We start from the raw sequence: 24870 nt of genomic DNA on the forward strand, positions 1-24870 counted from the left end.
CGATCGAAGCTCGATGATGGCACGGCACCGGAGGCACGGATGACGGCCTGGGCGTCCCGATGCCATGACGTGATCAGGCTGTAACCGGTCGTTCCACCAACGCCAGCGCGAGCTCCGGAAGTTTGGTGAGATCCGCCGCAGCCCCACTCAACCAGTGCACCCGCGGATCGCGCCTGAACCATGAATCCTGACGGCGCGCGAAGCGCTTGGTGGCACGGACGGTCTCGGCGCGCGCCTCGGCGTCCGTGCACTCCCCGGCGAGCGCGGCGAGGACCTGCTGGTAGCCGAGCGCGCGCGACGCCGTACGCCCCTCGCGCAGGCCTTGCGCCTCCAGGGCGCGGACCTCGTCCACGAGCCCGGCGTCCCACATGCGGTCGACCCGGCGGGCGATGCGCTCGTCGAGTTCGGGGCGCGCCACGTCGACCCCGATCTGGACGGTGTCGTAGACCGAGTCATGGCCCGGCAGGTTGGCCGTGAAGGGGCGGCCGGTGATCTCGATGACCTCCAGGGCGCGCACGATACGGCGGCCGTTGCTGGGCAGGATCGCGTGCGCGGCCTCGGGGTCGGCGGCGGCCAGCCGGGCGTGCAGCGCGCCGGAGCCGCGCAGGGCCAGCTCCTCCTCCAGCCGGGCGCGGACCGCGGGGTTGGTGCCGGGGAACTCAAGGTTGTCGACGGCGCCCCGGACGTACAGCCCGGAGCCGCCGACGAGGACCGGCCAGCGGCCCTCGGCGAGCAGGGCGTCGATCCGGGCGCGGGCCAGCCTCTGGTACTCGGCGACGGAGGCGGTGACGGTGACGTCCCAGATGTCGAGGAGGTGGTGCGGGACTCCTGCGCGTTCCCCGGGGGTCAGCTTGGCGGTGCCGATGTCCATCCCTCGGTAGAGCTGCATGGAGTCGGCGTTGACGACCTCGCCGCCGAGGCGTTGGGCCAGGAAGACGCCCAGATCGGACTTTCCGGCCGCGGTCGGTCCGACGACGGCGATGACGCGGGGGGTGGGGGCTGCGCTGCTCACCGCACCAGTCTCCCAAACCGGCGGGACGCCCTCGAACGTGTTACGCGCCGGTGGGCGAAGGGCGTAGCCGGGGCAGGGCGGGATGCCTTCCGCACGGGTACCGTATGGGTTGGTATGGGCGTTTCAGGACCTGCGAGGGAAGGTGGCCCATGGGTCTCTTGGACAATCTGAAGGCCAGGCTCGCCCCGGCCAAGGGCAAGGTCTCGCACCTCGCCCACGAGCACGGGCACAAGGTCACGCACGGTCTCGACAAGGCGGCGAAGGTCGTCGACGAGAAGACCAAGGGCAAGTACACCGACCGGATCCACACGGGCACCGACAAGGCCAAGGGGGCCATGGACCGGCTCGCGCACAAGGACGAGCCGCCGACGGGCGGCGGCGACACGTTCACCCCGCCGCGCACTCCGCCGCCGGCCTCCTGACCCCGCGCCCCGCTAGGACCAGGTCGCGACCACGTACCCCACTCCGTACGGCGCGTCCTCGTACAGCAGCGCGCCGTCGAGCCCGGCGTTCTCGGCGGCGCCCGCGAGGACCTGCCAGGGCGCCCGCCCGGCGGCCTTCAGCTCCTGCGCCAGCCCGGCGTCGAGCGCCTTCAGCGCGCCCACGTCCGCGGTGCCCAGCGCCCGGCCGACCTCCGCGTCGAAAGGGGCGGCGCGCTCGTCGAGGTAACCGGGCGCCTTCAGGGTCCGGCAGGCGCTCGCGTCGCCCATGACGAGCAGCGCGACACGTCCGGCGCGGGCGCCCAGCTCTCTGCCCGCCTCGACGCACCGCTCGGCCGGGAGCGGTTCACCGACCCCGAGTCCCTCGACGGGGGCGGCGGCCCAGCGGGTCCGTTCCAGCAGCCAGGCGGCGACGGCGAGCGAGGGCGGCAGTTCGCGCGCGGAGGGGGCGACCGCGCCCGTCCGGCCGAGCCGTACCGTCACGTCCACCCCGAAGCCGCTGAACGAGCCGCGCGCGCCCTCCGGATGCGGGCCGCGGCCCGTCTCCTCGGCGGGCCCGACGACGTAGAGCCGGTCCGGCCGGGCGGCCGCGAGCACGGCCAGCGCCGCGGAGCAGGCGGCCCGCGCCGCGTCCAGCTCGGGCGCGGCGCCCCCGGCCACCTCGGGCACGAGCAGCGGCGGACAGGGGCAGACGGCTGCGGCGACAAGCATGCTCGGCAGGGTAACCCTGCCGGACCCGGCACGTAGTGCGCGGCATCGGTGCCACTCGACCGGCATCGGGCTTGGCCCATGCGGGCGTGGGCCGACCGCTTCTCTGCCCCACGGCTCTCGGTCGGCTGGGACGAGAGGGCCCGGCCTGGAGGGCCCGGCCTGGAGGGCCCGGCCTGGAGGGCCCGGCCTGGAGGGCCCGGCCTGGAGGGCCCGGCCTGGAGGGCCCGGCCTGGAGGGCCCGGCCTGGAGGGCCCGGCCTGGAGGGCCCGGCCTGGAGGGCCCGGCCTGGAGGGCCCGGCCTGGAGGGCCCGGCCTGGAGGGGCTGATGGGGGGCGGGGCGCCGGAGTCGGAGTAGGACGAAGCCGGGGGGAGCGACCTCGGCCGGACGAGAAACCCCCTCCGGCTGGACCGACGGGCGAGCCCCCTCCCCGGGCCTACCGTGCGCGGACATCGGCAGACAGCACCGAACTCGGTGCCCTGCCTCGGTCGGGGGTCATGTCCCGGACGGGACAGGTCCCGGCCGACACCGGGCCCGGCCGGGGTCGAACCCACGGCAAGGCCCCAGACGGACGGAGGCGCGCCCCGCACAGAGCGGGCAGGCCCCCTCAGGGGCGAGCCCTCGGCAGCGTCAGTCGCAGCCGCACGCGTTGCCCGCGGGCACCGGCTCGGGGGTCGGGGCGCCGATCTTGGGGAGGCCCAGCATGACGCCGGCCGGCTTGGTGGTCTTCTCGGCGTTGCGCTTCTCCCACGCGTCGCCCGCGCGCGTGCGGCGCACGGCGAGGACTGCGCCCTCGGCGAGGAGGTGGTGCGGGGCCGCGTAGGTGATCTCGACCGTGACGACGTCGCCGGGGCGGACCTCCTGGTCGGGCTTGGTGAAGTGGACCAGGCGGTTGTCGGGGGCGCGGCCGGAGAGCCGGTGGGTGGCGCCGTCCTTGCGGCCCTCGCCCTCGGCGACCATCAGCTCGAGGGTGCGGCCGACCTGCTTCTTGTTCTCCTCCCAGGAGATCTCCTCCTGAAGGGCGACGAGACGCTCGTAGCGCGCCTGGACGACCTCCTTGGGGATCTGGTTCTCCATGGTCGCGGCCGGGGTGCCGGGACGCTTGGAGTACTGGAAGGTGAAGGCCTGCGAGAAGCGCGCCTCACGGACGACGTGCAGGGTCTGCTCGAAGTCCTCCTCGGTCTCGCCGGGGAAGCCCACGATGATGTCGGTGGTGATCGCCGCGTGCGGGATCGCCGCCCGTACCTTCTCGATGATCCCGAGGTAGCGGTCCTGCCGGTAGGAGCGGCGCATGGCCTTCAGGACCGGGTCGGAGCCGGACTGGAGCGGCATGTGGAGCTGGGGCATGACGTTCGGGGTCTCCGCCATGGCCGCGATCACGTCGTCGGTGAAGTCGCGGGGGTGGGGGGAGGTGAAGCGGACGCGCTCCAGGCCCTCGATCGTGCCGCAGGCCCGCAGCAGCTTGCTGAAGGCCTCGCGGTCACCGATGTCGGAGCCGTAGGCGTTGACGTTCTGGCCGAGCAGGGTGATCTCGGAGACGCCCTCGCCGACCAGGGTCTCGATCTCGGCGAGGATGTCGCCGGTGCGGCGGTCCTTCTCCTTGCCGCGCAGGGCCGGGACGATGCAGAAGGTGCAGGTGTTGTTGCAGCCGACGGAGATCGACACCCAGGCCGCGTACGCGCTCTCGCGGCGCGTCGGGAGGGTGGAGGGGAAGGCCTCCAGGGACTCGGCGATCTCGACCTGGGCCTCCTCCTGCACACGCGCACGTTCCAGCAGGATCGGCAGCTTGCCGATGTTGTGCGTGCCGAAGACGACGTCCACCCAGGGCGCCTTCTTCACGATGGTGGCCTGGTCCTTCTGCGCGAGGCAGCCGCCGACCGCGATCTGCATGCCGGGACGGGAGGCCTTCTTCGGCGCGAGGCGGCCGAGGTTGCCGTACAGCCGGTTGTCGGCGTTCTCCCGGACCGCGCAGGTGTTGAAGACGACGACGTCCGCGTCCCCGTCGGACCCTTCGGGGGCGCGGACATAGCCCGCCTCCTCCAGCAGCCCGGACAACCGCTCGGAGTCGTGGACGTTCATCTGGCACCCATAGGTGCGGATTTCATAGCTCTTGGGTGCTGGAACGTCCACTGCGAGGCTCCGGTCGCTGCTGCTGGTCATGCCTCAAGGGTAGGTGCTCGCGCGGGAGCCACGCCCCGGCCCTTTGACCGCCGCTCGACCGCCCCTCAGGTCTCGATCACGGCGTCGCAGTCAGGGCAGACCACGGACTCGAGTTCCGGCGGGTACCAGTGCGCCCCCTGGTGCTCCGCGGGCTGGCGGCGGGCCCGCACCATGGTGAAGGTGTCCTTGCCGCACAGGGTGCGGGGCCCGGTCGTACCGGGGGTGCCGGGGGCCGCGGGGGCCGCGTGCACCCTGCGGACGTGGGACTCCGCGCCGCCCGGTGCGGCCACGGGGTTCTCTACTTCGTAGACGACGATCTCGCTCATGTCCGTACCGGTTCCTCGATGAGGGAGAGCACATGGCCCGCCGGGCGGTGAACCACGCGATCAGCGGACCGCCACCACGGAGAAGGCCCTTGTGCCCCTTCGGTCGTTCAGCCCCACGCCGTGGAGGCGTCCGGGGCCTCGCCATGATCACCGTCCGTCCCGTCCTCGGCGACCCGTACGACCGCGAGCGTGATGTTGTCGGGGCCGCCCGCGGCGATGGCGGACTTCCACAGTTCGAAGGCGGCGCGGACGTCGTCGTACTCCCGCATCACCTCGTCGAGCGTCTCGTCCGGCACGGCGTCGCTGAGGCCGTCGGTGCAGATGAGGTAGCGCTCGCCGGGGGTCAGGGGCACGGTCGACACGTGGGGGTGCACGGGGCGGTGGGTGAGGGAGCCGCCCAGGCACTGGGTGACCAGGGAGGTGATGTGCCGGCCGGGGCCGAGCGGCGGGCTGTCGTCCACGCTGACCCGGCGCAGACCGTCCGGGGAGGCCGCGTAGACCCGGCTGTCGCCGACGTTGAACACCAGCGCCGAGCCCGGCCGTACGACGACCCCGGCGACCGTCGTCCCCATGCCGGCCAGGTCGTTCGCCGGGTCGCCTGCGGCCTCGTACACGGCGCGGTTGCAGGCGCTCAGGGCGTCGCGTACGGCGTCCTCGCCGGTCAGGAGCGTGCCGACGGCCGCGATCCGGCGGGCGACGAGGGCGCTGGCCACGTCGCCGCCGGGATGTCCGCCGAGCCCGTCGGTGACGGCGGCGACGAGGGGGGTGCCGAGCGGGAACACCAGGGTCTGCGGGTTCTCGGTGACGGTGGCGCACAAGGTCCACGGCCCCACGACCAGGCTGTCCTCGTTGCGTTCACGGAGCAGCCCGGGATGGCTGAGCGCGCTGACGGCGACGTACGGCACGGGACGTCACCGCCGGGCCCGGTCGCCACTGCCGCTGCCGGTCTGGCCGGTCATGTCTCCAGCCTAGTGCCGTGACCGGAAAGGTTCACCGGCTCGCGACGCCCGGCACGGCACCTCGCCGCGTTGTCGCATCACCCGAGTACATCCCGTACACGAAGACGCTCCGTCTTGCGATGCGCCGCACCGGACGCCGCGAGCTTCCCGGCAGACCTTCCCGGTCACGACACTAGGCGGCCTGCGTGAGGTTTCCATCGGGCGCCCGGCCGGGACTCCGTCGCGCCCGTCTGCGCCACTGAGTCGATCTTGAAGGACGTGAGGTCGGGGCCGTACTCCCCGGCTCCCGGGCACCGCCGTGACACTCGCGGACCGCGTTTGATCAACTTGGCTCGTTCTTTAGGTCGTTGAACGGTGAATTTGGCAGGAAACCGCCGGTGAGAATGTGTGAAAGGGGTTTCGTACGAGAACGGGAACGATAGGTTCCCAGCATGAACGCACGGCTCGCTCTGCTCAGCACTGTGGCCCCCGGTGTCACGGAGAGCGAGGTGTTCCGGCTTGCGTTGCAGCACGCAATGGGCGAACTGGACGCGCTCGGCGCGGCGATGCACCTGCGGGGTCCGATGTCCGCACTGCGGCTCGTGTCGGCCGTGGGCCTTCCCCCCGTTCTGACGAGTTCCTGGGAGATCGTCGACCAGGAGGGACCGTCGGCTCCGGCCCGCGCACTCCGGGAGAGCAAGGGCGTGTGGGTACCGAACGCCGCCCGGCCGGGGTCCGGGTCCCCCCGGCCTGGGGCCGCGCCCGCCGCGCCGGGGTCCGGGTCCGCCGGGCCAGGGGCCGCGCCCGCAGGGCGAGCGTCCGGGTCCGCCGGGCCGGGGCCCGGGTCAGCCCGGCCCAAGTCCGGCTCCGCCGAGCCGAAGCCGGGGTCAGCCCGGCCGAAGTCCGGGTCCGTCGAGCCGAGGTCGGGTTCCCCATGGCCGGTCGCCGAACCCGCCAGGCCGGCCCCTGGGTCCCGCCAGCAGGCCTTCGGGTCCCCCCGGCCGGTCCCCGAACCCGCCAGGCCGGTCCCCGGGCCCGCCCGGCCGGTCTCCAAGGCCGCCGAGCCTGGCCCCGGGGCGGCGAGTCCGGTCCCGGCGCCCGTCTGGCCCGGTACCGGACTCGCCGCCCTCCCCGTGTTCAGCGGATCGCGGAGCGTCGGCGTGCTGACCGTGGTGGCCGGTGACCGCGGTGGACCCACGCCGGAGCAATGGGAGTTCCTGCGGTCCCTCGTCGCCTGGACCGAGGACCGCATGGCCGGGGCACCGCGGCCGTCCGGGCCTGCGCGGCCGCGGCCGAGCGGGGAGCGGCTGCGGCGGGCCCTCAAGGAGGTCCGGGTCGGCTCGTGGGACTGGGACATCCGCAGCGGTGAACTGATCTGGGACGAGGCGGCGCTGGAGCTGTACGGCACCCGCCCGGCCGACTTCACCGGGAGGATCGACAGCTGGATGCGGCTCGTCCACCCCGACGACCTGGCGCCCACGCTGGCGGCGACCCAGCGGGCGATCCTCGACCGGTCCGTCTACGAGGCCGCGTACCGGGTGCGGCGCGCGGACGGCTCGTACGTCTGGACGCACGCGCGCGGCCGGGCCACGTACGACGCGCGGGGCGAGGCACTGCGGATGATCGGGGTGGGCTGGGAGAGCGAGGAGTCGTGCAGTGCCCGCGACACGCTCGGCCGGGCCCTGCGGCACATGAGCGACGGCTTCCTCGCGGTGGACGACGAGTGGCGGATCACCTTCGCCAACCTGGAGGCCGAGCGGTTCCTCGGTTTCTCGGAGGAGGAGCTGTTCGGACGGCTGCTCTGGGACCTGCCCGCCGCACGGCAGGTGCCCGGGCTGCAGGCCCGCTGTCTGGCCGCCGCGGCCGAGGAGAAGCCGGCCGGCTTCGACGTGCGGGTGCCCTCCTGCGGCTGCCGCTACCACCTGCGGCTGGTGCCGGGACCCGACGGACGCACCCTGTACTTCACCGACGTCACCGAGAACCGCCGGCTCGCCGAGTCACGGCAGTCGGACGAGCGGGCCGCGGCCGAGCGGTCGGCGCGGATCGCGGAGCTCGCCGCGGAGCTGGCGAAGGCCACCACCTCGCAGGACGTGGTGGACGCGGTGGCCCGCCGGGTGCTGCCGCCGTTCGCCGCCGCCGGGGTACTGGTCCAGGTGACCGAGGAGGACCGGCTGCACTCGGTCGGGGCCGTCGGTTATCCGGAGGACTTCCTGACCCTCATCGACGGCCGCCGCAGGGTGTCCGGCGATCCCTCCTGGGACGCGATCCGCACCGGTACGCCCCTGTTCTTCTCCTCGCCGCAGGAGCTGACCGCGCACTCCCCCCGGCTGACCGGCCTGCCGGAGCGCGCGGGCAAGCAGGCGTGGGCGTTCCTGCCGCTCACCGCCTCCGGACACACGTTCGGGGTCTGTGTGGTGGCCTTCGACCGGCTGCGCCTGCTCACCGCCGAGGAGCGCGCCCTGCTGACCACGATCAGCGCCCTCGTGGCGCAGTCGCTGGAGCGAGCCCGGCTGTACGACGCCGAATACACCCGCTCCCGCGAGCTCCAGCGCAGTCTGCTCCCCCAAGCGCTGCCCGACCTCGCCGCGTGCACGGCGGCCGCCCGCTATCTGCCGGCCGGACCGGGCGCGGACGTGGGCGGCGACTGGTACGACGTCATCCCGCTGTCCGGGGGGCGGGTCGCGCTCGTCGCCGGTGACGTCATGGGGCACGGACTGCCGGAGGCGGCCACCATGGGGCGGCTGCGCACCGCCGTCCACACCCTGGCCGACCTGGAACTTCCGCCCGGCGAGATCATGGGCCACCTCAACGACATCGTCGGGGCCATGGGCGAGGGGTCGTACGCCACCTGTCTGTACGCGCTCTACGACTCGACCACCCGGCTCTGTTCCCTGGTCCGCGCCGGGCATCCGCCGCCGGCGCTGGTGCGTCCCGACGGGAGCGTGTACTTCCCGGAACGGGACGCCGACCCGCCGCTGGGCGCGGCGGAGCCGCCGTTCGAGACGGTCGAGCTGGAGGTGCCGGAGGACAGTCTGCTCGTGCTGTACACCGACGGACTCGTGGAGTCGGCGAAGCGGGACATCGACGAGGGGACCGCGGAGCTGGCCCGGCTGCTGAGCGCGGCCCACGCGCGCGGTGCGCTCGACACCACCACGGAGCTCGAACAGTTGTGCGACACGTTGACGTCCGCACTGCTGCCCGCCGACCAGCAGGCCGCCGACGACGCGGCGTTACTCGTCGCGCGTCTGCACGCGCTGCCCGCCGGGCGGCTGGCCTCCTGGCCGCTGCCCGACGACCCGCGAGCGGCCGGGCACGCCCGTCGCCACGTCCGGGAACAGCTCGCCCTGTGGGACCTGGAGCAGCTCGCCCCCACCGCGGAACTCCTGGTCAGCGAACTCGTGGGCAATGTCGTCCGCCATGCCCGCGGCCCGGTGCGGCTGCGGCTGCTGTACGGCGCCGAGTTGGTCTGCGAGGTGTACGACGGCAGCCAGGCCATGCCCCGCATCCGCCGGGCCACGGAGACCGACGAGGGCGGCCGGGGTCTGCAGCTGATCACGGCGTTGTCCGGGCGGTGGGGCGCGCGCTACACGGCGCACGGCAAGTGCATCTGGACCGAGCAGCCGCTGCCCGGTCCGGACGGCGCGCCCGAGGAAGCGGCCGACGACCGTGAGTTGCTGTTCCTCGGGGCGACCGGCCTGGACCCGGACGAGGACTGGAGCACGCTGCTGTGACGGCCGTCGACGGGCTGGGGAACCGACGGCGCCGTCAGGGGTCGATGAGGCCGGCGCGGATGGCGTAGCGGGTCAGCTCCAGGCGGTCGCGCATGCCGAGTTTCTGGAGGAGGTTGGCCCGGTGCCGTTCGACGGTCTTGGCGCTGATGTGCAGCAGGCCGCCGATCTCGCGTGAGGTGTGGCCCTCGGCGACCAGTTTCAGGATCTCCTCCTCGCGCTCGGTGATCGGCCGCTCGGGCAGCCCCTCGACCCCGTCGCCGCGGTGCAGCCGCTCGAGGTAGGAGCGGACGAGGGCACGCTCGGCGCCGGGGTAGATGAACGGTTCGTCACGCACCACGGCCCGGCAGGCCTCGACCAGGTCGCGGTCGGCGACGGACTTCAGGACGTAACCACCCGCGCCCGCCTTGAGGGCCTCGAAGAAGTACTGCTCGTTGTCGTACATGGTCAGGACGAGGATGCGCAGGGCGGGCAGCCGGCGGGACAGCTCACGGGCCGCCTGGAGACCGGTCATGCGGGGCATCGCCACGTCGAGGACCGCCAGGTCGATGTCCCCGGCCCGGGCCCGCTCGACCGCCTCGGCCCCGTCCCCGGCCTCGGCCACGACCTCCAGATCGGGCTCCCCGTCGAGGATGAGCCGCACCCCGCGGCGGACGAGGGTGTGATCATCGGCGAGGAGGACACGGATCGGCGGGCTACCGGCCTGCGGCTCCACCGCCCGTGACCTGGTCGCCGGTGACCCGGCCGACGACCAGGTGCCGGCCCGCGACCCGGCCCCCGTCGACCCGGCCGCCTGTGAACCGGACGGCTGAGCCCCGGACGCCTGTGAACCGGACGGCTGAGCCCCGGACGCCTGTGAACCGGACGCCTGTGAACCGGCCGACGACGACGTGCCAGCCTGCGACAGAGCCACCTGCGCCCCGGCCGACGACGGGGTGCCGACCCGTGACCCGGCCGCCTGCGGGGGCCCGGCCGACCATGGAGTGCCGGCCCGGGACGCGGCCGACCGCGCCAGGCCGTCCCGGGTCATCGGTCCACTCCGAGCGGGGGCGCGGCCGGCGCCGGGCCGGCTTGCGCCGTCACCCGCAGTCGTACGTCCGTACCCGCGCCGCCGGTCGCGGGCCGACCCGCACCAAAAGAACGTTTCTCCGCACCCCCCGCCGCCCAGGCACCGCTCGGCGACTGCACCGTCAGCGTCGCCCCTATCAGCAGGGCCCGTTCCCGCATGCCCGTGATGCCCGCGCCCTCCACGGCCGCCGTACCGAGGCCTCGGCCGTTGTCGCGTACGAGGAGTTCGACGCCGTCGCCGAGCGGCCGCAGCCGGAGTTCGGCGCGGTCGGCGCCGGCGTGGCGTGCGGTGTTGGTGAGGGCTTCCTGGGCGACCCGGTAGAGCACGAGTTCCGTCTCCTCGGTCAACGGAGGCAGACCGGCGTGCACGTCGTGCCGCACCGTCAGCCCATGGGTGGTGAACTCGGTGGCGAGCGAGCGCAACGCGCTGAGCAGGCCGAGTTCGTCGAGGACGCCGGGGCGCAGCCGGCGCGCGATGTGCCGGATCTCCTCCAGCCCGGCGCGGGTGGCCTCCTGCGCCTGCCCCAGTTCCTCGCGCAGGTCCTCCGGCGCGCGGTCGGCGACCCGCTTGAGCTGGAGGAGGACGGCGGTCAGGGTCTGGCCGACCTCGTCGTGCAGTTCGCGCGCGATGCGATGGCGTTCGCCCTCCTGGGCGGACAGCGCCCGGGCCGCGCTGGCGGCCCGCTCGGCCTCCAGCCGGTCGAGCATCGTGTTGTACGTGGTGATCAGCTCCGCCGTCTCGACCGGCCCCGAGACCACGGCACGGGCGCCCGGTCGCAGCAGGTCGGCACCGGCCATCGCGCGGCCCAGCCGCCCGAGCGGGGCCAGGCCCACCCGCAGCACCAGGACGTTGACGGCCAGGAGCACGGCGAGTCCGCCGAGGACGACGAGCGCCTCGCCCGGAAGGACAGGGGTGGAGACGGTGACCGGTCCCAGCAGCAGCGCGGCGGCCACGGTCAGACCGACGGCGTTGAGCGTGAAGATCCGCACGAACAACGACACGCTCCTGGTCCCTCCCTTCCCGCCACGCACCCACGGCACAGCCCTGCCCAGCCTCTCCGGGCTCCACCACCCCTGTCCATCCGTCACAACACCCATGTCGTCACCGTACGACCGGATGGCAGCATGACCGCTCCAGGCACCTTCATTTTGAAGATCACCGACTTACCCGAAGAACGTAATAAAAAGAGCAAAAGGGGAAGAAAAGTGTCTGCTCCACGCCTCCGCACGACACCGCTGCCAGGCATCGGCGTCCAGTACGACCTGGTGACACGAGAGCAGCGCCATCTGTCCGTGGTGGCCCATCGTGACGGCTCCCGCACCGTCGGCGTGTACCAGGCCGACGACCCGGACTCCTGCGCCCAGTCGCTGCGCCTGACAGGCACGGAGGCCGCTTCGCTGATCGATGCGCTGATGCCCTCCCATCACAGCCCGAGCCTGCTGTACACCAGCGACCTGGGCCTGGTCGCCGAGCGCATCGAGATCGCGGGCGCGTCCCGCTGGAACGGCCGCCTTCTGGGCGACACCCGGATGCGCACCGAGACGGGCGCGTCCATCGTGGCGGTGCTGCGGCGCGCGGAGGCCATCCCGTCCCCGGCGCCGGACTTCCGGCTGGCGGGCGGCGACACCCTCATCGTGATCGGCACCCGCGAGGGCGTGGACGCGGCCGCCGCGATCCTCGGGCGGGAGTGATCGAGTGCACTCCGCAGTCCTGTTGATCGAGTTCGGTTCCATCATCCTGGCGCTCGGACTGCTCGGCCGGTTCGCCGCCCGCTTCTCGTTCTCGCCGATACCGCTGTACCTGCTGGCCGGGCTGGCCTTCGGCGAGGGCGGGCTGCTGCCACTGGGCGCGAGCGAGGAGTTCGTGGCCACCGGCGCCGAGATCGGCGTCATCCTGCTGCTGCTCATGCTGGGCCTCGAGTACACGGCGAGCGATCTGGTCTCCAACCTGAAGTCGCACTATCCGTCGGGCCTGGTCGACTGCGCCCTGAACGCGCTGCCCGGCGCGGCCATGGCACTGCTGCTGGGCTGGGGTCCGGTGGCGGCGGTGGTGCTGGCGGGCGTCACCTGGATCTCGTCCTCCGGGGTGATCGCGAAGGTGCTGAACGACCTGGGCCGGGTCGGCAACCGCGAGACGCCGGTCATCCTCAGCGTGCTGGTCCTCGAAGACCTGGCGATGGCGGTCTATCTGCCCATCGTCACGGCGCTGGTGGCCGGGGTGGGACTGGCTGCGGGCAGCCTCACCCTGGCCGTCGCGCTGGGCGTCGCGGGGCTCGTGCTGTTCGCGGCGGTGCGCTACGGCCGGGTCATCTCCCGGTTCGTCTCCAGCGACGATCCGGAGAAGCTGCTGCTCGTGGTGCTGGGCCTGACGATCCTGGTCGCCGGCGTGGCGCAGCAGTTGCAGGTGTCCGCGGCGGTGGGTGCGTTCCTCGTGGGCATCGCGCTGTCGGGGGAGGCGGCGGAGGGCGCGCACACGCTGCTGAGCCCGCTGCGGGACCTGTTCGCGGCGATCTTCTTCGTCTTCTTCGGGCTGCACACCGACCCCGCGAGCATTCCTCCGGTCATCCTGCCCGCGCTGGCGCTGGCCGTGGTCACCGCCGCGACGAAGATCGCCACCGGCTACTGGGCGGCCCGGCGCGCGGGCATCTCCGTCAAGGGCCGCTGGCGCGCGGGCGGCGCGCTGGTCGCCCGCGGTGAGTTCTCGATCGTCATCGCCGGTCTCGCGGTCACCGCCGGGATCGAGCCGTCCCTCGGCCCGCTGGCGACGGCGTACGTCCTGCTCCTGGTGGTCCTGGGCCCGCTCACCGCGCGCTACACGGAACCGCTCGCCCGCTGGTGGACAAGCCGCCGGACCCCAGGGGCCGACCTGCCGGAACAGTGGACCGAGTCCGTGCCGCGGTCGCAGACCCCGGTGGGCGACTGAGACGAGGCGCCGACGACACGTCGGCGTCAAGGCGGGGCCGCGTTCTTCCGGAGCGCGGCCCCCGTCCCACTCCGTGACGCACGTCACATCCCACGGTGGCGGAATCCCGGGCCGCCGACGAGGGGGCCATGGCATGCTCATGGCTTATTACCGGCAAGTAGGCATCCGGTGTCCCACCGTGCCCGGCCGGTCCCCCCTCTCACCCCCCATCCCCAGGACTGACCTTGCGCAGACGCCTGAGGCACACCCGTGCCCTCATGCCCGCCTTAGCCGCATCCGCCCTCCTCCTCGCCACGGGGTGCTCCTCCGCCCAGCCCCAGGCCGCTTCCGCCTCCGCCTCCACCGCGGCCGTCCGGGAGTCCCCCGCCCCGGACTCCGACGCCGGCCGCTCGCTGGCGGTGGCGGCCGCCCCGGCGGGCACGGCGACCGCCTCGGCCAATCCGGCCAGGTCCGACGGCAGGGCCCACCGGACCGAGCTCAGCGTCGCCTCGTACGACAGCAGGACCCGACGGGCCGTCATCTCCTCGAACGAGACTCCGGGCCGGGCGAGTTCCCCGCCCTCGCCGAGTGCCTCCCCCTCGGGTCCCGCCTCGCCGAGCGCCTCGGCGGCCCCGCGGCAGCGCACCGCCGTCGGCGACGTGATCGCCAGCGCTCCCGCACCCGGCGCCCCGCGGGGGCTCCTCGCCAAGGTCACCAAGGTGATCGGCGAGACCGAGCAGGGCACGGAGGTGCAGACCGAACCGGCCCGGCTCAACTCCCTGCTCGGGGACGACACCGCCAAGGGCAGCGTGCCCGTCGACCCGGCCTCCTTCGACGTCGACACACTGCTGCCCGACGTCGACGTCTCCTGGGCGGGCACGGGCGACGTCCGTGTCGGATCGGAGGGCGCGACCGTCCCGCTGGGCAGCCTGCGCCTCGACGTCCGCGCCGCACTGCCCACGGTGACCCAGGGGTCCGCCTCCGCAAACGCCTCAGTCGAGGGCTTCGTCCAGGTCGCCCCGCAGGTGGACTTCCGGTACGGCGGCGAGGGCACCGACACCGCGCCCGCCTCGGCTTACCTGGGCGTGTCCGGGGAGTGGACCTCGGGCTGGTCCCTCAAGGGCCGGGCCGGCGCCTCCGCCGCCCCCACCCGGATCCCCTTCGCGACCCTGCACGCCGACCCCGTCCTCCAGGTGGGTCCCGTGCCCGTCGTGGTCAACCTCGATCTGACCTGTTACGTCGAGATCAGCGGCGACGGAAAGATCACCGTGGACGTGGAACAGAAGCTCAAGGGCGACTTCAAGGCCGGTGGCACCTTCGGGCTCGACCGGGGCTGGACGCCGGTCAGTTCCTCCGACATGACCAGCACCCCCGTGCGCACCTCCGTCACCACCGCAGGGGGCGTCAAGGCGGCCCTGGGCGCCGAGGCCGGCGTCGGCCTCTACGGCAGTGTCGGCGTCCTCGCCGACCTCGCGCCGTACGTCCGCGGCGAGGGCACCGCCACGGTCACCGGGACCGACGCGGTGTTCGAGGCCGACGGCAGCTGGGCCCTCTACGGCGGCGTCGACCTCACAGGCACCCTGCGGCTCCAGCTGACCATCTTCGGCACACCGGTGCTCCGCAAGGACATCCCCCTCGGCACACTCCACCGGGAGTGGAAGCTGGCGGGCAACGCGCCCTAGCCGTCCGAGGCGGCCTGCACCCGGCCGCCCGGCTCCGACGCGCCGGTCGCCGCGCCGCCGGGTATCCATCCCTGGCGGCGCAGCACCGCGGAGACGTCCGGCGCCTCGTAGTGCTCGCCCTTGAGCACCTTGCCGTCGGCCCGGCGGGAGACCTGTCCGTCGGGGCCGAGCTTGGTCATGTTCGAGCGGTGGATCTCGGCGATCACCGCGTCGAGGTCGATGCCGTGCACCAGCGCGGTGCCGTACGCGACGTAGACGACATCGGCCAGTTCGTGCGCCAGCCGGTCCAGCGGGCCGCTCACCGACACCTCGGCGACCTCCGCCGCCTCCTCGGCGAGCAGTTCACCGCGGTGCGCGGCGAGGCCCGGGGACACCTCCGTGGGCGTGCTGCGCGCGTCGAGCCCGAAGGCGCGGTGGAAGTCACGGACCAGGTCCGCGGGCGAGGAAGTGCTCATGCCCCCGACTCTAACGAGCCCCACTGACAGCGGCCCGGAGCGCCCGTCCCCCTGCGCCCGGCCTGGCCAGCTCCCCGCACCGGCTGGCAGGATCGGCGCATGTCCAAGGTTTTCTCCCGTATCGGCCGACGGCAGGCCCGGCAGGGGGCGGCGGCCGGTGTCGTCGTGCTCGGTCTGCTGCTGTGGTGGCTGCTGCCGCTGGGCGAGGATCCGCCGAGCGGGAGGATCACCTTCAGCACGGGCACGTCCCGCGGTGTCTACCAGTCGTACGGCAGCCAGTTGCGCGACGAGCTCGCCAAGGACATGCCGGGCCTGACCGTGGTCCTGATGTCCAGCAACGGCTCGCAGGACAACGTCGAGCGCGTGGCGACCGGCCACGCCGACTTCACCATCGCGGCGGCCGACGCCGTGCAGCTGTACGAGTCGCGGCATCCGGGCTCGGCGGCCCGGCTGCGCGGAGTGGCCCGGCTCTACGACGACTACGTGCAACTGGTGGTGCCGCGTGACTCCGGCATCCGCTCCGTCGCCGACCTGAAGGGCAAGACGGTGGCCACCGGCCTGCCCGGCTCGGGTGTCCGTCTGATCGCCAACCGGGTGCTGGAGGCGGCGGGCCTGGACCCGGACAAGGACGTGAAGGCCGTGGACAAGGGCATCAACAACGGCCCGCAGGCCCTGAAGCAGGGGGACATCGACGCGTTCTTCTGGTCCGGCGGCATTCCCACGGGCGGTCTGACGGGCCTGGCGAAGACCTTCGCCTTCCGCTTCGTGCCGATCGACGCCGCGCTCGTCGCCAAGATGCACAGCCAGGACAGCTCCACGAGCTACTACCGGGCCACGAACATGTCCGAGTCGGTGTACCGGACCGTGCAGAACGGCGAGACGGTCCCGACGATCGCCGTGTCCAACGTGATGATCACCCGTACGGACATGGATCCGCGGCTCACCGAGTGGATGACCCGGATCGTCATCAAGAGCCGGGACGACATAGGTTCGCGCGTCCACTCCGCGCAGTTGGTCGACCTGCGCACCGCGATCGACACCAACCCGCTCCCCCTGCACGAAGGAGCGCGGCGCTACTACCGCTCGGTGAAGCCGTAGGTCGCGGCCGCGGGCCGCGGTCCAACTGTCGGGCGCGGTCCGGCTGTCGGCGTTGCCCGGCTGTCGGGCGCGACCAGGCCGAAGACCACGGTCCGGCCGTGGGCCCCGGACAGGTCACGGGCCGCAAACACGCGGTTGGCCGCAGTCGAGCCGCAGACCGCAGTCCGCGCCCGCAGTCCGGCCACGGGCCACGCCGGCTGTCGCCAGCGACCAAGCCGTAGGTCACAACCAGGCCATAGGCCGCGATCAGGCCGCGGGTCCTGGACAGGCCATAGGCCGAGATCAGGCCGCGGGTCCTGGACAGGCCGCGGGTCCTGGACAGGCCGCGGACCGCAACCAAACCGTCGGCCGCGACCAAGCCGTAAGCAAGACCAGCCCTCGGCCCCTCGACCGAGCCGTAAGCCGCACCAGCCCGCAGACCTCGATCGAGCCGTAATCCGAAATCAGGCCGCAGGCCGCGACCTCGGTACCGACACCGTCACCTTCAGGCCGGTCGGCTCGTGGCGTTCGTAGGAGAGTGAGCCGCCGCCCGCCGCCAGCAGCGTGCGGGTGATGGACAGGCCGAGGCCGGAGCCCTTGATGTTCTGGTGGTGTGCGCTGCGCCAGAAGCGGTCGCCCACGCGCGTGAGTTCCTCGTCGGTGAGGCCGGGTCCGTGGTCGGTGACGACGACGGTGGACGTCTCGCCGTCGGCCGCGACCCGGACCTCGACGCGCTCGCCCTCCGGCGTGAACTTCACCGCGTTGTCGATCACCGCGTCCAGCGCGCTGGACAGGGTGACGGGGTCGGCCCAGGCCGTGGTGGCCGGGCAGTCGCCGACCAGCCGGACGCCCTTGGCCTCGGCCGTCGGCGCCCAGGCGGCGACGCGCTCGGCGGTCAGCGCGCCGATGTCGGTGACCCTGAGATCGGCCTCGGTGTGCTCGGCCAGGGCGAGGTCGAGCAGGTCGTCCAGCACCTGCGCCAGGCGTTTGCCCTCGCTCTGGACGGAGGCGATCTCCTCGTTGCCCTCCGGGAGTTCGTAGGCGAGCAGTTCGATGCGCAGCAGCAGCGCGGCGAGCGGGTTGCGCAACTGGTGCGAGGCGTCGGCGACGAAGGCGCGCTGCTGCTCCAGCACGTCCTCGACGTTGTCGGCCATCTCGTTGAACGACCGGCCCAGCCGCCTGAGTTCCGGCGGTCCGCTCGCCACCGCCACCCGGGACTTCAGCCGGCCGCTGGCGATCGCGTGCGTGGTGATGTCCAGCACGCGTACGGGTTTGAGCACCCATCCGGTCAGCCGCAGCGCGGCGCCGATGGCCAGCAGCATGGCGGCCACCTCGCCCGCGCCGATGATCAGCCAGCCGTGCAGGATGCGGGACCGCATCGGCCCGGTGGGCGAGTCGGTGACGACGACCGCGACCACGTCACCGTCCCGGATGACCGGCGACGCCACGACGAGCCGGTTGCGCTGCCAGGGCCACACCTGCTCCGGGTCATGGCTGCGCCGGCTGAGCAGGGCCTCGGCGTACGCCACATGCACCTCGCCCGCCTGGGGGATGGTGAACCCCTTGGGCGCACTGGCCAGCGGGGTACCCGTGGTGGAGAAGACGGCGGCCCGGATGTCGTAGACCTCGTAGTAGCTGTCGAGTTCACGCCCGAGCGTCAGCAGCCGCTCGTCCATCGACGCGGACGCGCTCGCGTCCGTGCCCGACGGTACGGTGACGTTCTGGGCGAGCGCGGCGAAGCGGGCGGTGTCGTCGATCCGGTCGACGACCACCCGCTGTTGCTGCGCCCCCGCCACACTGGCGGCCAGCGGCACCCCGAGGGCGAGCAAAACGGCCGCCAACAGGACGATGAGCAGCGGCAGCAGACGTGTACGCAACGACGGTCCCCGCTACCCGGCCGGAGCGACGAGCCGGTACCCGACGCCGCGCACGGTCTCGATCAGGGCGGGCATGCGCAGCTTGGCGCGCAGGGAGGCGACGTGCACCTCCAGGGTGCGCCCCGTCCCCTCCCAACTGGTGCGCCACACCTCGCTGATGATCTGTTCCCGGCGGAAGACGACACCGGGCCGCTGGGCGAGCAGCGCGAGCAGGTCGAACTCCTTCCGGGTGAGCTGGACGACGGTGCCGTCCACGGTGACGCGCCGGGTGGGCAGTTCGATCTGTACGGGCCCGAGCCGCAGCGCGTCCTCGGCGGCCGTGCCCGCGTCCTCGTGGACGGTGCGCCGGCTGACGGCGTGGATGCGGGCGAGCAACTCGCCGGTGTCGTACGGCTTCACCACGTAGTCGTCGGCGCCCAGGTTGAGGCCGTGGATGCGGGAGCGCACGTCGGAACGGGCCGTCACCATGATCACCGGCGTGGCGGTGCGCTTGCGGATCTTGCCGCAGACCTCGTAGCCGTCCTGGTCGGGCAGACCGAGGTCGAGCAGGACGACTCCGAAGCCGGGGCCTTCGGGGACGAGCGCCTGGAGGGCCTCCTCGCCGTTGCGGGCGTGCGTGACGTCGAAACCGTGCCGCTTGAGGACCGCGGACAGCGCGGCGGCGACATGGTTGTCGTCCTCGACGAGGAGCAGTCTCATCCCGGCCCCCTCCGATTCATCGGCCGTTTGGTCTGTTTGTGTACAAAACGCGGGCACGCGCGCGTGCGCACCATGCAGTCACGCTGATGGACGATGACGCCGTCAAGTGGGTTCCGGTTGCGCACGGCTTCCGTTACCCGCCCGATACGCACGCACGTCCAAGTGCTACGACCCGTGTCCGATTGCTATCGGATCGTGATGCTCAGATTCCCCTCAGATGTAATGACGCTGGTCGCGGCCGGTCACTACTGTCCTCCGAAACCGAGGTGGACGGAGCCTGAGAGCGATGACCGAAGTATCGGTGACCAAGCAAGACGCGGTCCCGCCCGGCGGGGATCTCGTCGTCCTGAAGAGCGTCAACAAGCACTTCGGCGCGTTGCACGTACTCCAGGACATCGATCTGACGATCACCCGCGGTGAGGTCGTCGTGGTCATCGGGCCCTCCGGGTCCGGGAAGTCGACCCTGTGCCGCACCATCAACCGTCTCGAGACAATCGACGACGGCTCGATCACGATCGACGGGAAGCCGCTGCCCGAGGAGGGCAGGGCGCTGGCACGGCTGCGGGCCGACGTCGGCATGGTCTTCCAGTCGTTCAACCTCTTCGCGCACAAGACCGTGCTCGAGAACGTGATGCTGGGTCAGGTCAAGGTCCGCAAGACGGACAAGAAGCAGGCCGAGGACAAGGCCCGCGCCCTGCTGGACCGCGTCGGAGTGGGTACTCAGGCGGACAAGTACCCGGCCCAGCTCTCGGGCGGTCAGCAGCAGCGTGTCGCCATCGCCCGGGCACTGGCGATGGACCCCAAGGTCATGCTCTTCGACGAGCCGACCTCCGCTCTCGACCCCGAGATGATCAACGAGGTGCTGGAGGTCATGCAGCAGCTCGCCCGCGACGGCATGACCATGATCGTCGTCACCCACGAGATGGGCTTCGCCCGATCGGCCGCGAACCGGGTGGTCTTCATGGCCGACGGCCGCATCGTCGAGGAAGCCGCACCCGAGCAGTTCTTCAGCAACCCGCGCAGTGACCGTGCGAAGGACTTCCTGTCGAAGATCCTGCACCACTGAACCGCCGGCACCCGAAACGCGCTCATCCCTTCTTCACTCCCTAAGGAAGTAGCCATGAAGCTTCGCAAGGTCACTGCCGCCTCGGCCGTCGTGCTCGCTCTCGCCCTGTCCGCCACCGCCTGCGGCGGCGACAACAAGAAGGACGACACGGGCAGCGGCTCCAGCGGGGGCGGCGGCAAGATCAAGATCGGCATCAAGTACGACCAGCCCGGCCTCGGCCTGAAGAAGCCCGACGGCACCTTCGCCGGCTTCGACGTGGACGTGGCCACCTATGTCGCCAAGCAGCTCGGCTACGACGCGGACAAGATCGAGTTCGTCGAGACCAAGAGCGCCGACCGCGAGAACGCCCTCGCGCGCGGGGACGTCAAGTTCATCGCCGCGACCTACTCGATCACGGACGAGCGCAAGCAGAAGGTCGACTTCGCCGGCCCGTACCTGCTGGCCCACCAGGACCTGCTGATCAAGACCGACTCGACCATCGCCAAGGGCACGGACCTCAACGGCAAGAAGCTGTGTTCCGTGACCGGTTCGACCTCGGCGCAGAACGTGCAGAAGACGATCGCCCCGGACGCGAAGCTCAAGGAGGTCAGCTCCTACTCGGAGTGCATTGCCGCCCTCCAGAACGGCGCCGTGGACGCGGTGACCACCGACGACTCGATCCTGGCCGGCTTCGCCTCCCAGGACCAGTACAAGGGCAAGTTCAAGCTCGCCGGTCTCAAGCTCAGCAACGAGAACTACGGCATCGGTGTCAAGAAGGGCGACACCGCAACCGTCGACAAGATCAACAAGGCGCTGGAGAAGATGGTCAGCGACGGTTCCTGGGACAAGGCGGTCTCCGCCAACTTCGGCCCGGCGAACTACAAGAACGAGCCGGCCCCGAAGATCGGCGTCATCGTCCCGAACGCCTCCTAGCCGCCCAGCGGGATTTCTGCGGTGCGCCGCCGTCCGTCGCGATCACGGCGGCGGCGCGCCCCGCCCTCCTCATACGCCACCCACCCGGAAGCGCGGGAGATCGTGTTCGACTTTCTTGAAGGTTACGACGTCCTCGGGGCGTTCTGGATGACGGTGAAACTCACCGCCCTCTCCGCCGTGGGGGCCCTGGTCTGGGGCACCCTGCTGGCCGCGATGCGGGTCAGCCCGGTCCCGGTGATGCGCGGCTTCGGCACCGTCTACGTCAACGTCGTCCGGAACATCCCCCTGACGGTCATCGTCCTGTTCAGTTCACTCGGCCTCGCCGACGTCTTCGGAATGACCCTGGGCGCCTCGGACTTCGACGTCCAGGGCTTCCGGCTGGCCGTGCTCGGCCTGGCCGGCTACACCGCGGCCTTCGTCTGCGAGGCGCTGCGCTCCGGCATCAACACCGTGCCGCTCGGCCAGGCGGAGGCGGCCCGCGCGATCGGTCTGAGCTTCCACCAGACCCTGCTGCTCATCGTCCTGCCCCAGGCGTTCCGCGCGGTGATCGGCCCGCTGGCCAACGTGCTGATCGCACTGACCAAGAACACCACGGTGGCGGCCGCGATCGGCGTCGCCGAGGCCGCCTACCTGATGAAGACAATGATCGAGAACGAGGCGCAGACGCTGCTCATCGGCGCGGTCTTCGCCTTCGGGTTCGTGGTCCTGACCCTGCCGACCGGCCTCCTCCTCGGCTGGCTGGGCAAGCGACTGGCGGTGAAGCGATGAGTTCCGTCCTCTACGACACTCCCGGCCCCCGCGCCAGGCGGCGCAGCCTCGCCCTCTCGGTGACCTTCGGCGTCCTCGTCGTGCTGCTCCTGTGGTGGATGTGGCAGAAGATGGACGAGAAGGAGCAGCTGACCTCCGCCCTGTGGAAGCCGTTCACCGAGTCCGAGGCCTGGACGACGTATCTGCTGCCCGGCCTGGTCAACACGCTCAAGGCCGCGGCGCTCGCCATGGTGATCGCCCTTCCGCTGGGCGCGGTCTTCGGCATCGCCCGGCTGTCCGACCACCGGTGGGTGCGCATCGCGGCCGGCACGGTGGTGGAGTTCTTCCGCGCCATCCCGGTGCTGCTGCTCATGCTGTTCGCCAACGAGTTCTATTCCCGCTCCACGGGCGTCACCAGCGAGGACCGGCCCCTCTACGCCGTCGTCACCGGCCTGGTCCTCTACAACGCGGCGGTGCTCGCCGAGGTCGTACGGGCCGGCATCCTGGCCCTGCCGAAGGGCCAGACGGAGGCGGCGTACGCCATCGGTCTGCGCAAGGGGCAGACCATGAGCAGCATCCTGCTGCCGCAGGCGGTCACCGCGATGCTCCCGGCGATCGTCAGCCAGTTGGTGGTCATCGTGAAGGACACCGCGCTCGGCGGTGTGATGATCGGCTTCACCGAGCTGCTCAACTCGCGCGGCACGCTCGCCGCCAACTACGCCAACGTGATCCCGAGCTTCATCGTGGTCGCGGTCATGTTCATCGTCCTCAACTTCATCCTGACCAGTTTCGCGAGCTGGCTGGAGCGACGACTGCGGCGCAGCAAGCGCGGCACCGGCGCGGTGCTCGGCGTGGAAAAGGTGCAGGGCCTCAACGCGGCCGAGGTCGGCGGAAGCTACGGCGCCGGCGCGGGCGGAGCCAGTTTCTGACGCGCACTCAAGCGGAGCGACACAGGCGGAGGCAGTGGCATGCGCCACTGCCTCCGCCTCAAGATCGACAAGCTCAGGTGCGCTGCCGCGCTCGCGGCGGCGCACCGACCGCCGGTCGGCGTCACGCGCCGCGGGACGCCCTGCCTCTGGCCGGGAGACAGCGCTCCGCGCGCCACTGCCTTTCGTCGCTTGACGCAAACAACGACAATGGGTTGCATACGTTCTGTGATCGTGCACCCTGCTCCAACCTGTTGTTCACTCTCGTCCCCGAGGACACCGTCGAAGGCAGGGAGCGCCACGCCGTGGACCCGGTGATCATCGTCGGAGCGGGGCCGGTCGGCCTCACGCTCGCGCTGGCCCTGGCACGCCAGGAGGTGCCCTCGGTCGTGCTCGACGAGGGCCCCGGCAAGGACGAACCGCGGCTCGCGCGCACCGTCGTGCTGCGCGAGGACACCGCCGCCCTCATGGAGCGGCTCACCGGGACGCCCCTGGACCAGGCGGGGACGCGCTGGTCCGGATGGCGGTCGATGCGGCGCCGGCAGGTGACGAACGAGGTTGTGTTCGGCGAGGGCGAACCGGCCCCGCTGCACATCGCCCAGCATGTGCTGACCGGCGCCCTGCGCACCGCCCTCGCGCGCGAGCCGCTGGTCAAGGTCATCGCGGACAGCCGGCTGGACTCCGTGGAGCAGGAGCCTTCCGGTGTCACCGCCCACACCCGCGGCCCCCGGGGCACCTGGTGGCGCGGCAGCTATCTGGTCGGCTGCGACGGCCCCCGCTCCACCGTCCGCAAGCTCCTCGACATCCGCTTCCCCGGCCGTACGGCGGTGGAGCGACACGCCGTGGCCGCACTGCGCGTGGAACTTCCCTGGGACGGCGAGGCGTTGCTCCATCGGACACCGCCGTGGCGCTCGTCCGGCCCCTCCGCCGGGGAGGTCACCGGACGTCCGCTGCCCGACGGCGTCTGGCGCCTGGACTGGCTGCTCCCGCCGGGCAACGACCTGGTCACCCCGGAGCTGCTGGTGGCGCGCGTCCGCGAGACCCTCGCGGGCTGGAGCGAGGGCCCGACACCGGAGTACGAGCTGCTCGACACCGGTGTGCACACCGTGCACCACCGGCTCGCCCGCCGCTGGCGCATGGGCCGGATCCTGCTTGCCGGGGACTCCGCGCACCTGCTCGGCGCCCTCGGCACCCAGGGGCTCGACGAGGGACTGCGCGACGCCGACAACCTCGCCTGGAAGCTGGGCCTGGCCTGGCACCACGGTCCGCACGAGGCGCTGCTCGACAGCTACCAGAGCGAGCGCCGCGCGGTGGTCGCCGCCCGGCTGCGCGCCGCCGACCAGGTCCTGCCGCTGCTGCGCGGAACCGGCGGCATAAGGGCGTACGTCCCCGGCGCGGCCCGTGGCCACGACGTCCTGCTCTCCGACGGCCACCTGGGGCGCGGCCAGCTCGGCGCGCCGGGCACCTACGCCGGCTCACCGCTCGCGCCGCAGCACCTGGAGGCGGAGGTCCCGGTGGACACGCCCCTCGGCTCGGCGGTCGAGGACGTACGGGTGACCGCCGAGGACGGCTCCTTCGTCCAGCTGCGGGACCGGCTCGGCCGGGGCCGGCTGCTCGTCCTGCTGATCGCGCCCGGTACGGGTGTCTGGGAGCGCCGCCACTGGGTGAGCGCCGGGCTGATGCCGCGGCTGGCCGCCGCCGTGACGGCCCTGCCGACGCCGGCCGAGCTGCTCGTGGCGGAGAGCTACCCGGGGGCCGCCGCCCACACCGTGCTGCTGGTACGGCCCGACGGTCACCTGGTCACCGCGCTGAACGGGGTGCGCCCGGCCGACCTGTACGCGGCGGCCGAGGCGGCGGTCGGCGGAAAGGCGACGGAAGAGGCCACGGCGGGGTCGGCGGCGCAGTAGCCGGACGGACGACCGTACGCGCTGCCACTGTGCAGTGCAGTGCTGTCTTGTCCGCAAGGTGACAGTGAGTTGACCGGCCTCGACCGGCGTGGTCTACTCCGGATCGTGACCGACACCGATGTGCGCCTGTGGCGGAGGGTCCATATGGACCTCGTCCGCTATGCGGGCTGCGTGTGTCGCCCCTCCTGCTGAACTCGCCCTCTCCTCTCCCCCGGCGTGCGCCGCCACAGCGCCTGTGC

22 protein-coding genes are annotated in these 24870 nt (G+C 72.1%); 12 read left to right on the forward strand and 10 right to left on the reverse strand.

Annotated features, from left to right (window positions below; all coding sequences use genetic code 11):
• Positions 1–73 precede the first annotated feature (73 nt).
• The gene (gene miaA, locus U5640_RS10355) at positions 74–1012 is read right to left on the reverse strand and encodes a tRNA (adenosine(37)-N6)-dimethylallyltransferase MiaA (protein ID WP_340375506.1); all 939 of its coding nucleotides are present in this window, start codon (positions 1010–1012) and stop codon (positions 74–76) included.
• A gap of 149 nt (positions 1013–1161) precedes the next feature.
• Here miaA and U5640_RS10360 point away from each other — a divergent pair, with 149 nt between their 5' ends.
• Positions 1162–1434 (forward strand): antitoxin, encoded by a 273-nt coding sequence (locus U5640_RS10360; protein ID WP_340375507.1) that lies wholly within the window; start codon positions 1162–1164, stop codon positions 1432–1434.
• Between the two features lie 12 nt (positions 1435–1446).
• On the opposite strand, the gene U5640_RS10365 is transcribed toward U5640_RS10360, so the two are convergent.
• The 4 genes from U5640_RS10365 to U5640_RS10380 form a co-directional block, all read right to left on the reverse strand.
• Positions 1447–2163 carry a class III extradiol dioxygenase subunit B-like domain-containing protein gene (locus tag U5640_RS10365; protein WP_340375508.1) on the reverse strand — a complete coding sequence of 239 codons (717 nt, stop codon included), beginning with the start codon at positions 2161–2163 and terminating at the stop codon, positions 1447–1449.
• A gap of 628 nt (positions 2164–2791) precedes the next feature.
• On the reverse strand, positions 2792–4321 hold the full coding sequence (miaB, locus tag U5640_RS10370; RefSeq protein WP_340375509.1) for a tRNA (N6-isopentenyl adenosine(37)-C2)-methylthiotransferase MiaB: 1530 nt from the start codon (positions 4319–4321) through the stop codon (positions 2792–2794).
• Positions 4322–4386: 65 nt separating this feature from the next.
• The gene (locus U5640_RS10375) at positions 4387–4647 is read right to left on the reverse strand and encodes a hypothetical protein (RefSeq protein WP_340375510.1); all 261 of its coding nucleotides are present in this window, start codon (positions 4645–4647) and stop codon (positions 4387–4389) included.
• A gap of 107 nt (positions 4648–4754) precedes the next feature.
• Positions 4755–5552, reverse strand: a complete 798-nt coding sequence (locus U5640_RS10380; protein ID WP_340375511.1) for a protein phosphatase 2C domain-containing protein — start codon at positions 5550–5552, stop codon at positions 4755–4757.
• A 485-nt stretch (positions 5553–6037) separates the two neighbouring features.
• On the opposite strand from U5640_RS10380, the gene U5640_RS10385 reads away from it, so the two are divergent.
• Positions 6038–9316 (forward strand): SpoIIE family protein phosphatase, encoded by a 3279-nt coding sequence (locus tag U5640_RS10385; protein ID WP_340375512.1) that lies wholly within the window; start codon positions 6038–6040, stop codon positions 9314–9316.
• Between the two features lie 34 nt (positions 9317–9350).
• On the opposite strand, the gene U5640_RS10390 is transcribed toward U5640_RS10385, so the two are convergent.
• Positions 9351–10028 carry a response regulator transcription factor gene (locus U5640_RS10390; protein WP_340375513.1) on the reverse strand — a complete coding sequence of 226 codons (678 nt, stop codon included), beginning with the start codon at positions 10026–10028 and terminating at the stop codon, positions 9351–9353.
• 311 nt (positions 10029–10339) lie between these two features.
• A complete protein-coding gene (locus tag U5640_RS10395; protein WP_340375514.1) occupies positions 10340–11383 on the reverse strand; it encodes a sensor histidine kinase in 1044 nt (347 codons plus the stop codon).
• Positions 11384–11587: 204 nt separating this feature from the next.
• Here U5640_RS10395 and U5640_RS10400 point away from each other — a divergent pair, with 204 nt between their 5' ends.
• The 3 genes from U5640_RS10400 (at position 11588) to U5640_RS10410 (ending at position 14965) form a co-directional block, all read left to right on the forward strand.
• Positions 11588–12073: a TrkA C-terminal domain-containing protein gene (locus U5640_RS10400; protein ID WP_340375515.1), complete on the forward strand. Its 486-nt coding sequence runs from the start codon at positions 11588–11590 to the stop codon at positions 12071–12073.
• A 4-nt stretch (positions 12074–12077) separates the two neighbouring features.
• A complete protein-coding gene (locus tag U5640_RS10405; protein ID WP_340375516.1) occupies positions 12078–13304 on the forward strand; it encodes a cation:proton antiporter in 1227 nt (408 codons plus the stop codon).
• A 257-nt stretch (positions 13305–13561) separates the two neighbouring features.
• Positions 13562–14965, forward strand: a complete 1404-nt coding sequence (locus U5640_RS10410; protein WP_340375517.1) for a hypothetical protein — start codon at positions 13562–13564, stop codon at positions 14963–14965.
• Here U5640_RS10410 and U5640_RS10415 read toward each other — a convergent pair.
• Complete coding sequence (locus U5640_RS10415) at positions 14962–15420, reverse strand: MazG nucleotide pyrophosphohydrolase domain-containing protein (protein ID WP_340375518.1); 459 nt, start codon at positions 15418–15420, stop codon at positions 14962–14964. The genes U5640_RS10410 and U5640_RS10415 overlap by 4 nt on opposite strands.
• A gap of 99 nt (positions 15421–15519) precedes the next feature.
• Between U5640_RS10415 and U5640_RS10420 the strand changes: the two genes are divergently transcribed.
• Positions 15520–16518, forward strand: coding sequence for a TAXI family TRAP transporter solute-binding subunit (locus U5640_RS10420; RefSeq protein ID WP_340375519.1), 999 nt, complete (start codon positions 15520–15522; stop codon positions 16516–16518).
• Positions 16519–16961: 443 nt separating this feature from the next.
• Here U5640_RS10420 and U5640_RS10425 read toward each other — a convergent pair whose 3' ends face one another.
• Positions 16962–18374, reverse strand: a complete 1413-nt coding sequence (locus U5640_RS10425; protein ID WP_340375520.1) for a HAMP domain-containing sensor histidine kinase — start codon at positions 18372–18374, stop codon at positions 16962–16964.
• A 12-nt stretch (positions 18375–18386) separates the two neighbouring features.
• Complete coding sequence (locus U5640_RS10430; RefSeq protein ID WP_067247542.1) at positions 18387–19073, reverse strand: response regulator transcription factor; 687 nt, start codon at positions 19071–19073, stop codon at positions 18387–18389.
• Between the two features lie 286 nt (positions 19074–19359).
• On the opposite strand from U5640_RS10430, the gene U5640_RS10435 reads away from it, so the two are divergent.
• The 6 genes from U5640_RS10435 to U5640_RS10460 all read left to right on the forward strand — a co-directional run bounded on the left by U5640_RS10435 (position 19360) and on the right by U5640_RS10460 (position 24823).
• Positions 19360–20139 (forward strand): amino acid ABC transporter ATP-binding protein, encoded by a 780-nt coding sequence (locus U5640_RS10435; RefSeq protein WP_340375521.1) that lies wholly within the window; start codon positions 19360–19362, stop codon positions 20137–20139.
• Between the two features lie 54 nt (positions 20140–20193).
• The gene (locus U5640_RS10440; protein ID WP_340375522.1) at positions 20194–21051 is read left to right on the forward strand and encodes a glutamate ABC transporter substrate-binding protein; all 858 of its coding nucleotides are present in this window, start codon (positions 20194–20196) and stop codon (positions 21049–21051) included.
• A 102-nt stretch (positions 21052–21153) separates the two neighbouring features.
• On the forward strand, positions 21154–21819 hold the full coding sequence (locus U5640_RS10445; RefSeq protein ID WP_340375523.1) for an amino acid ABC transporter permease: 666 nt from the start codon (positions 21154–21156) through the stop codon (positions 21817–21819).
• The gene (locus U5640_RS10450) at positions 21816–22727 is read left to right on the forward strand and encodes an amino acid ABC transporter permease (RefSeq protein WP_340375524.1); all 912 of its coding nucleotides are present in this window, start codon (positions 21816–21818) and stop codon (positions 22725–22727) included. The genes U5640_RS10445 and U5640_RS10450 overlap by 4 nt, the downstream gene beginning before the upstream one ends.
• A gap of 302 nt (positions 22728–23029) precedes the next feature.
• Complete coding sequence (locus U5640_RS10455) at positions 23030–24631, forward strand: FAD-dependent monooxygenase (RefSeq protein ID WP_340385038.1); 1602 nt, start codon at positions 23030–23032, stop codon at positions 24629–24631.
• A gap of 120 nt (positions 24632–24751) precedes the next feature.
• Positions 24752–24823 carry a putative leader peptide gene (locus U5640_RS10460; RefSeq protein ID WP_309544753.1) on the forward strand — a complete coding sequence of 24 codons (72 nt, stop codon included), beginning with the start codon at positions 24752–24754 and terminating at the stop codon, positions 24821–24823.
• Positions 24824–24870: the final 47 nt, after the last annotated feature.

Source organism: Streptomyces sp. SS7 (assembly GCF_037993025.1).
GTDB lineage: Bacteria > Actinomycetota > Actinomycetes > Streptomycetales > Streptomycetaceae > Streptomyces.

Bases quoted from the DNA above. Each gene is read 5' to 3' on its own strand.
- U5640_RS10440 (WP_340375522.1), top strand. From the start codon at position 20,194: ATGAAGCTTCGCAAGGTCACTGCCGCCTCGGCCGTCGTGCTCGCTCTC.
- U5640_RS10375 (WP_340375510.1), bottom strand. From the start codon at position 4,647: ATGAGCGAGATCGTCGTCTACGAAGTAGAGAACCCCGTGGCCGCACCG.
- U5640_RS10435 (WP_340375521.1), top strand. From the start codon at position 19,360: ATGACCGAAGTATCGGTGACCAAGCAAGACGCGGTCCCGCCCGGCGGG.
- U5640_RS10365 (WP_340375508.1), bottom strand. From the start codon at position 2,163: ATGCTTGTCGCCGCAGCCGTCTGCCCCTGTCCGCCGCTGCTCGTGCCC.
- U5640_RS10360 (WP_340375507.1), top strand. From the start codon at position 1,162: ATGGGTCTCTTGGACAATCTGAAGGCCAGGCTCGCCCCGGCCAAGGGC.
- U5640_RS10410 (WP_340375517.1), top strand. From the start codon at position 13,562: ATGCCCGCCTTAGCCGCATCCGCCCTCCTCCTCGCCACGGGGTGCTCC.
- U5640_RS10420 (WP_340375519.1), top strand. From the start codon at position 15,520: ATGTCCAAGGTTTTCTCCCGTATCGGCCGACGGCAGGCCCGGCAGGGG.
- U5640_RS10385 (WP_340375512.1), top strand. From the start codon at position 6,038: ATGAACGCACGGCTCGCTCTGCTCAGCACTGTGGCCCCCGGTGTCACG.
- U5640_RS10430 (WP_067247542.1), bottom strand. From the start codon at position 19,073: ATGAGACTGCTCCTCGTCGAGGACGACAACCATGTCGCCGCCGCGCTG.
- U5640_RS10450 (WP_340375524.1), top strand. From the start codon at position 21,816: ATGAGTTCCGTCCTCTACGACACTCCCGGCCCCCGCGCCAGGCGGCGC.
- miaB (WP_340375509.1), bottom strand. From the start codon at position 4,321: ATGACCAGCAGCAGCGACCGGAGCCTCGCAGTGGACGTTCCAGCACCC.
- U5640_RS10415 (WP_340375518.1), bottom strand. From the start codon at position 15,420: ATGAGCACTTCCTCGCCCGCGGACCTGGTCCGTGACTTCCACCGCGCC.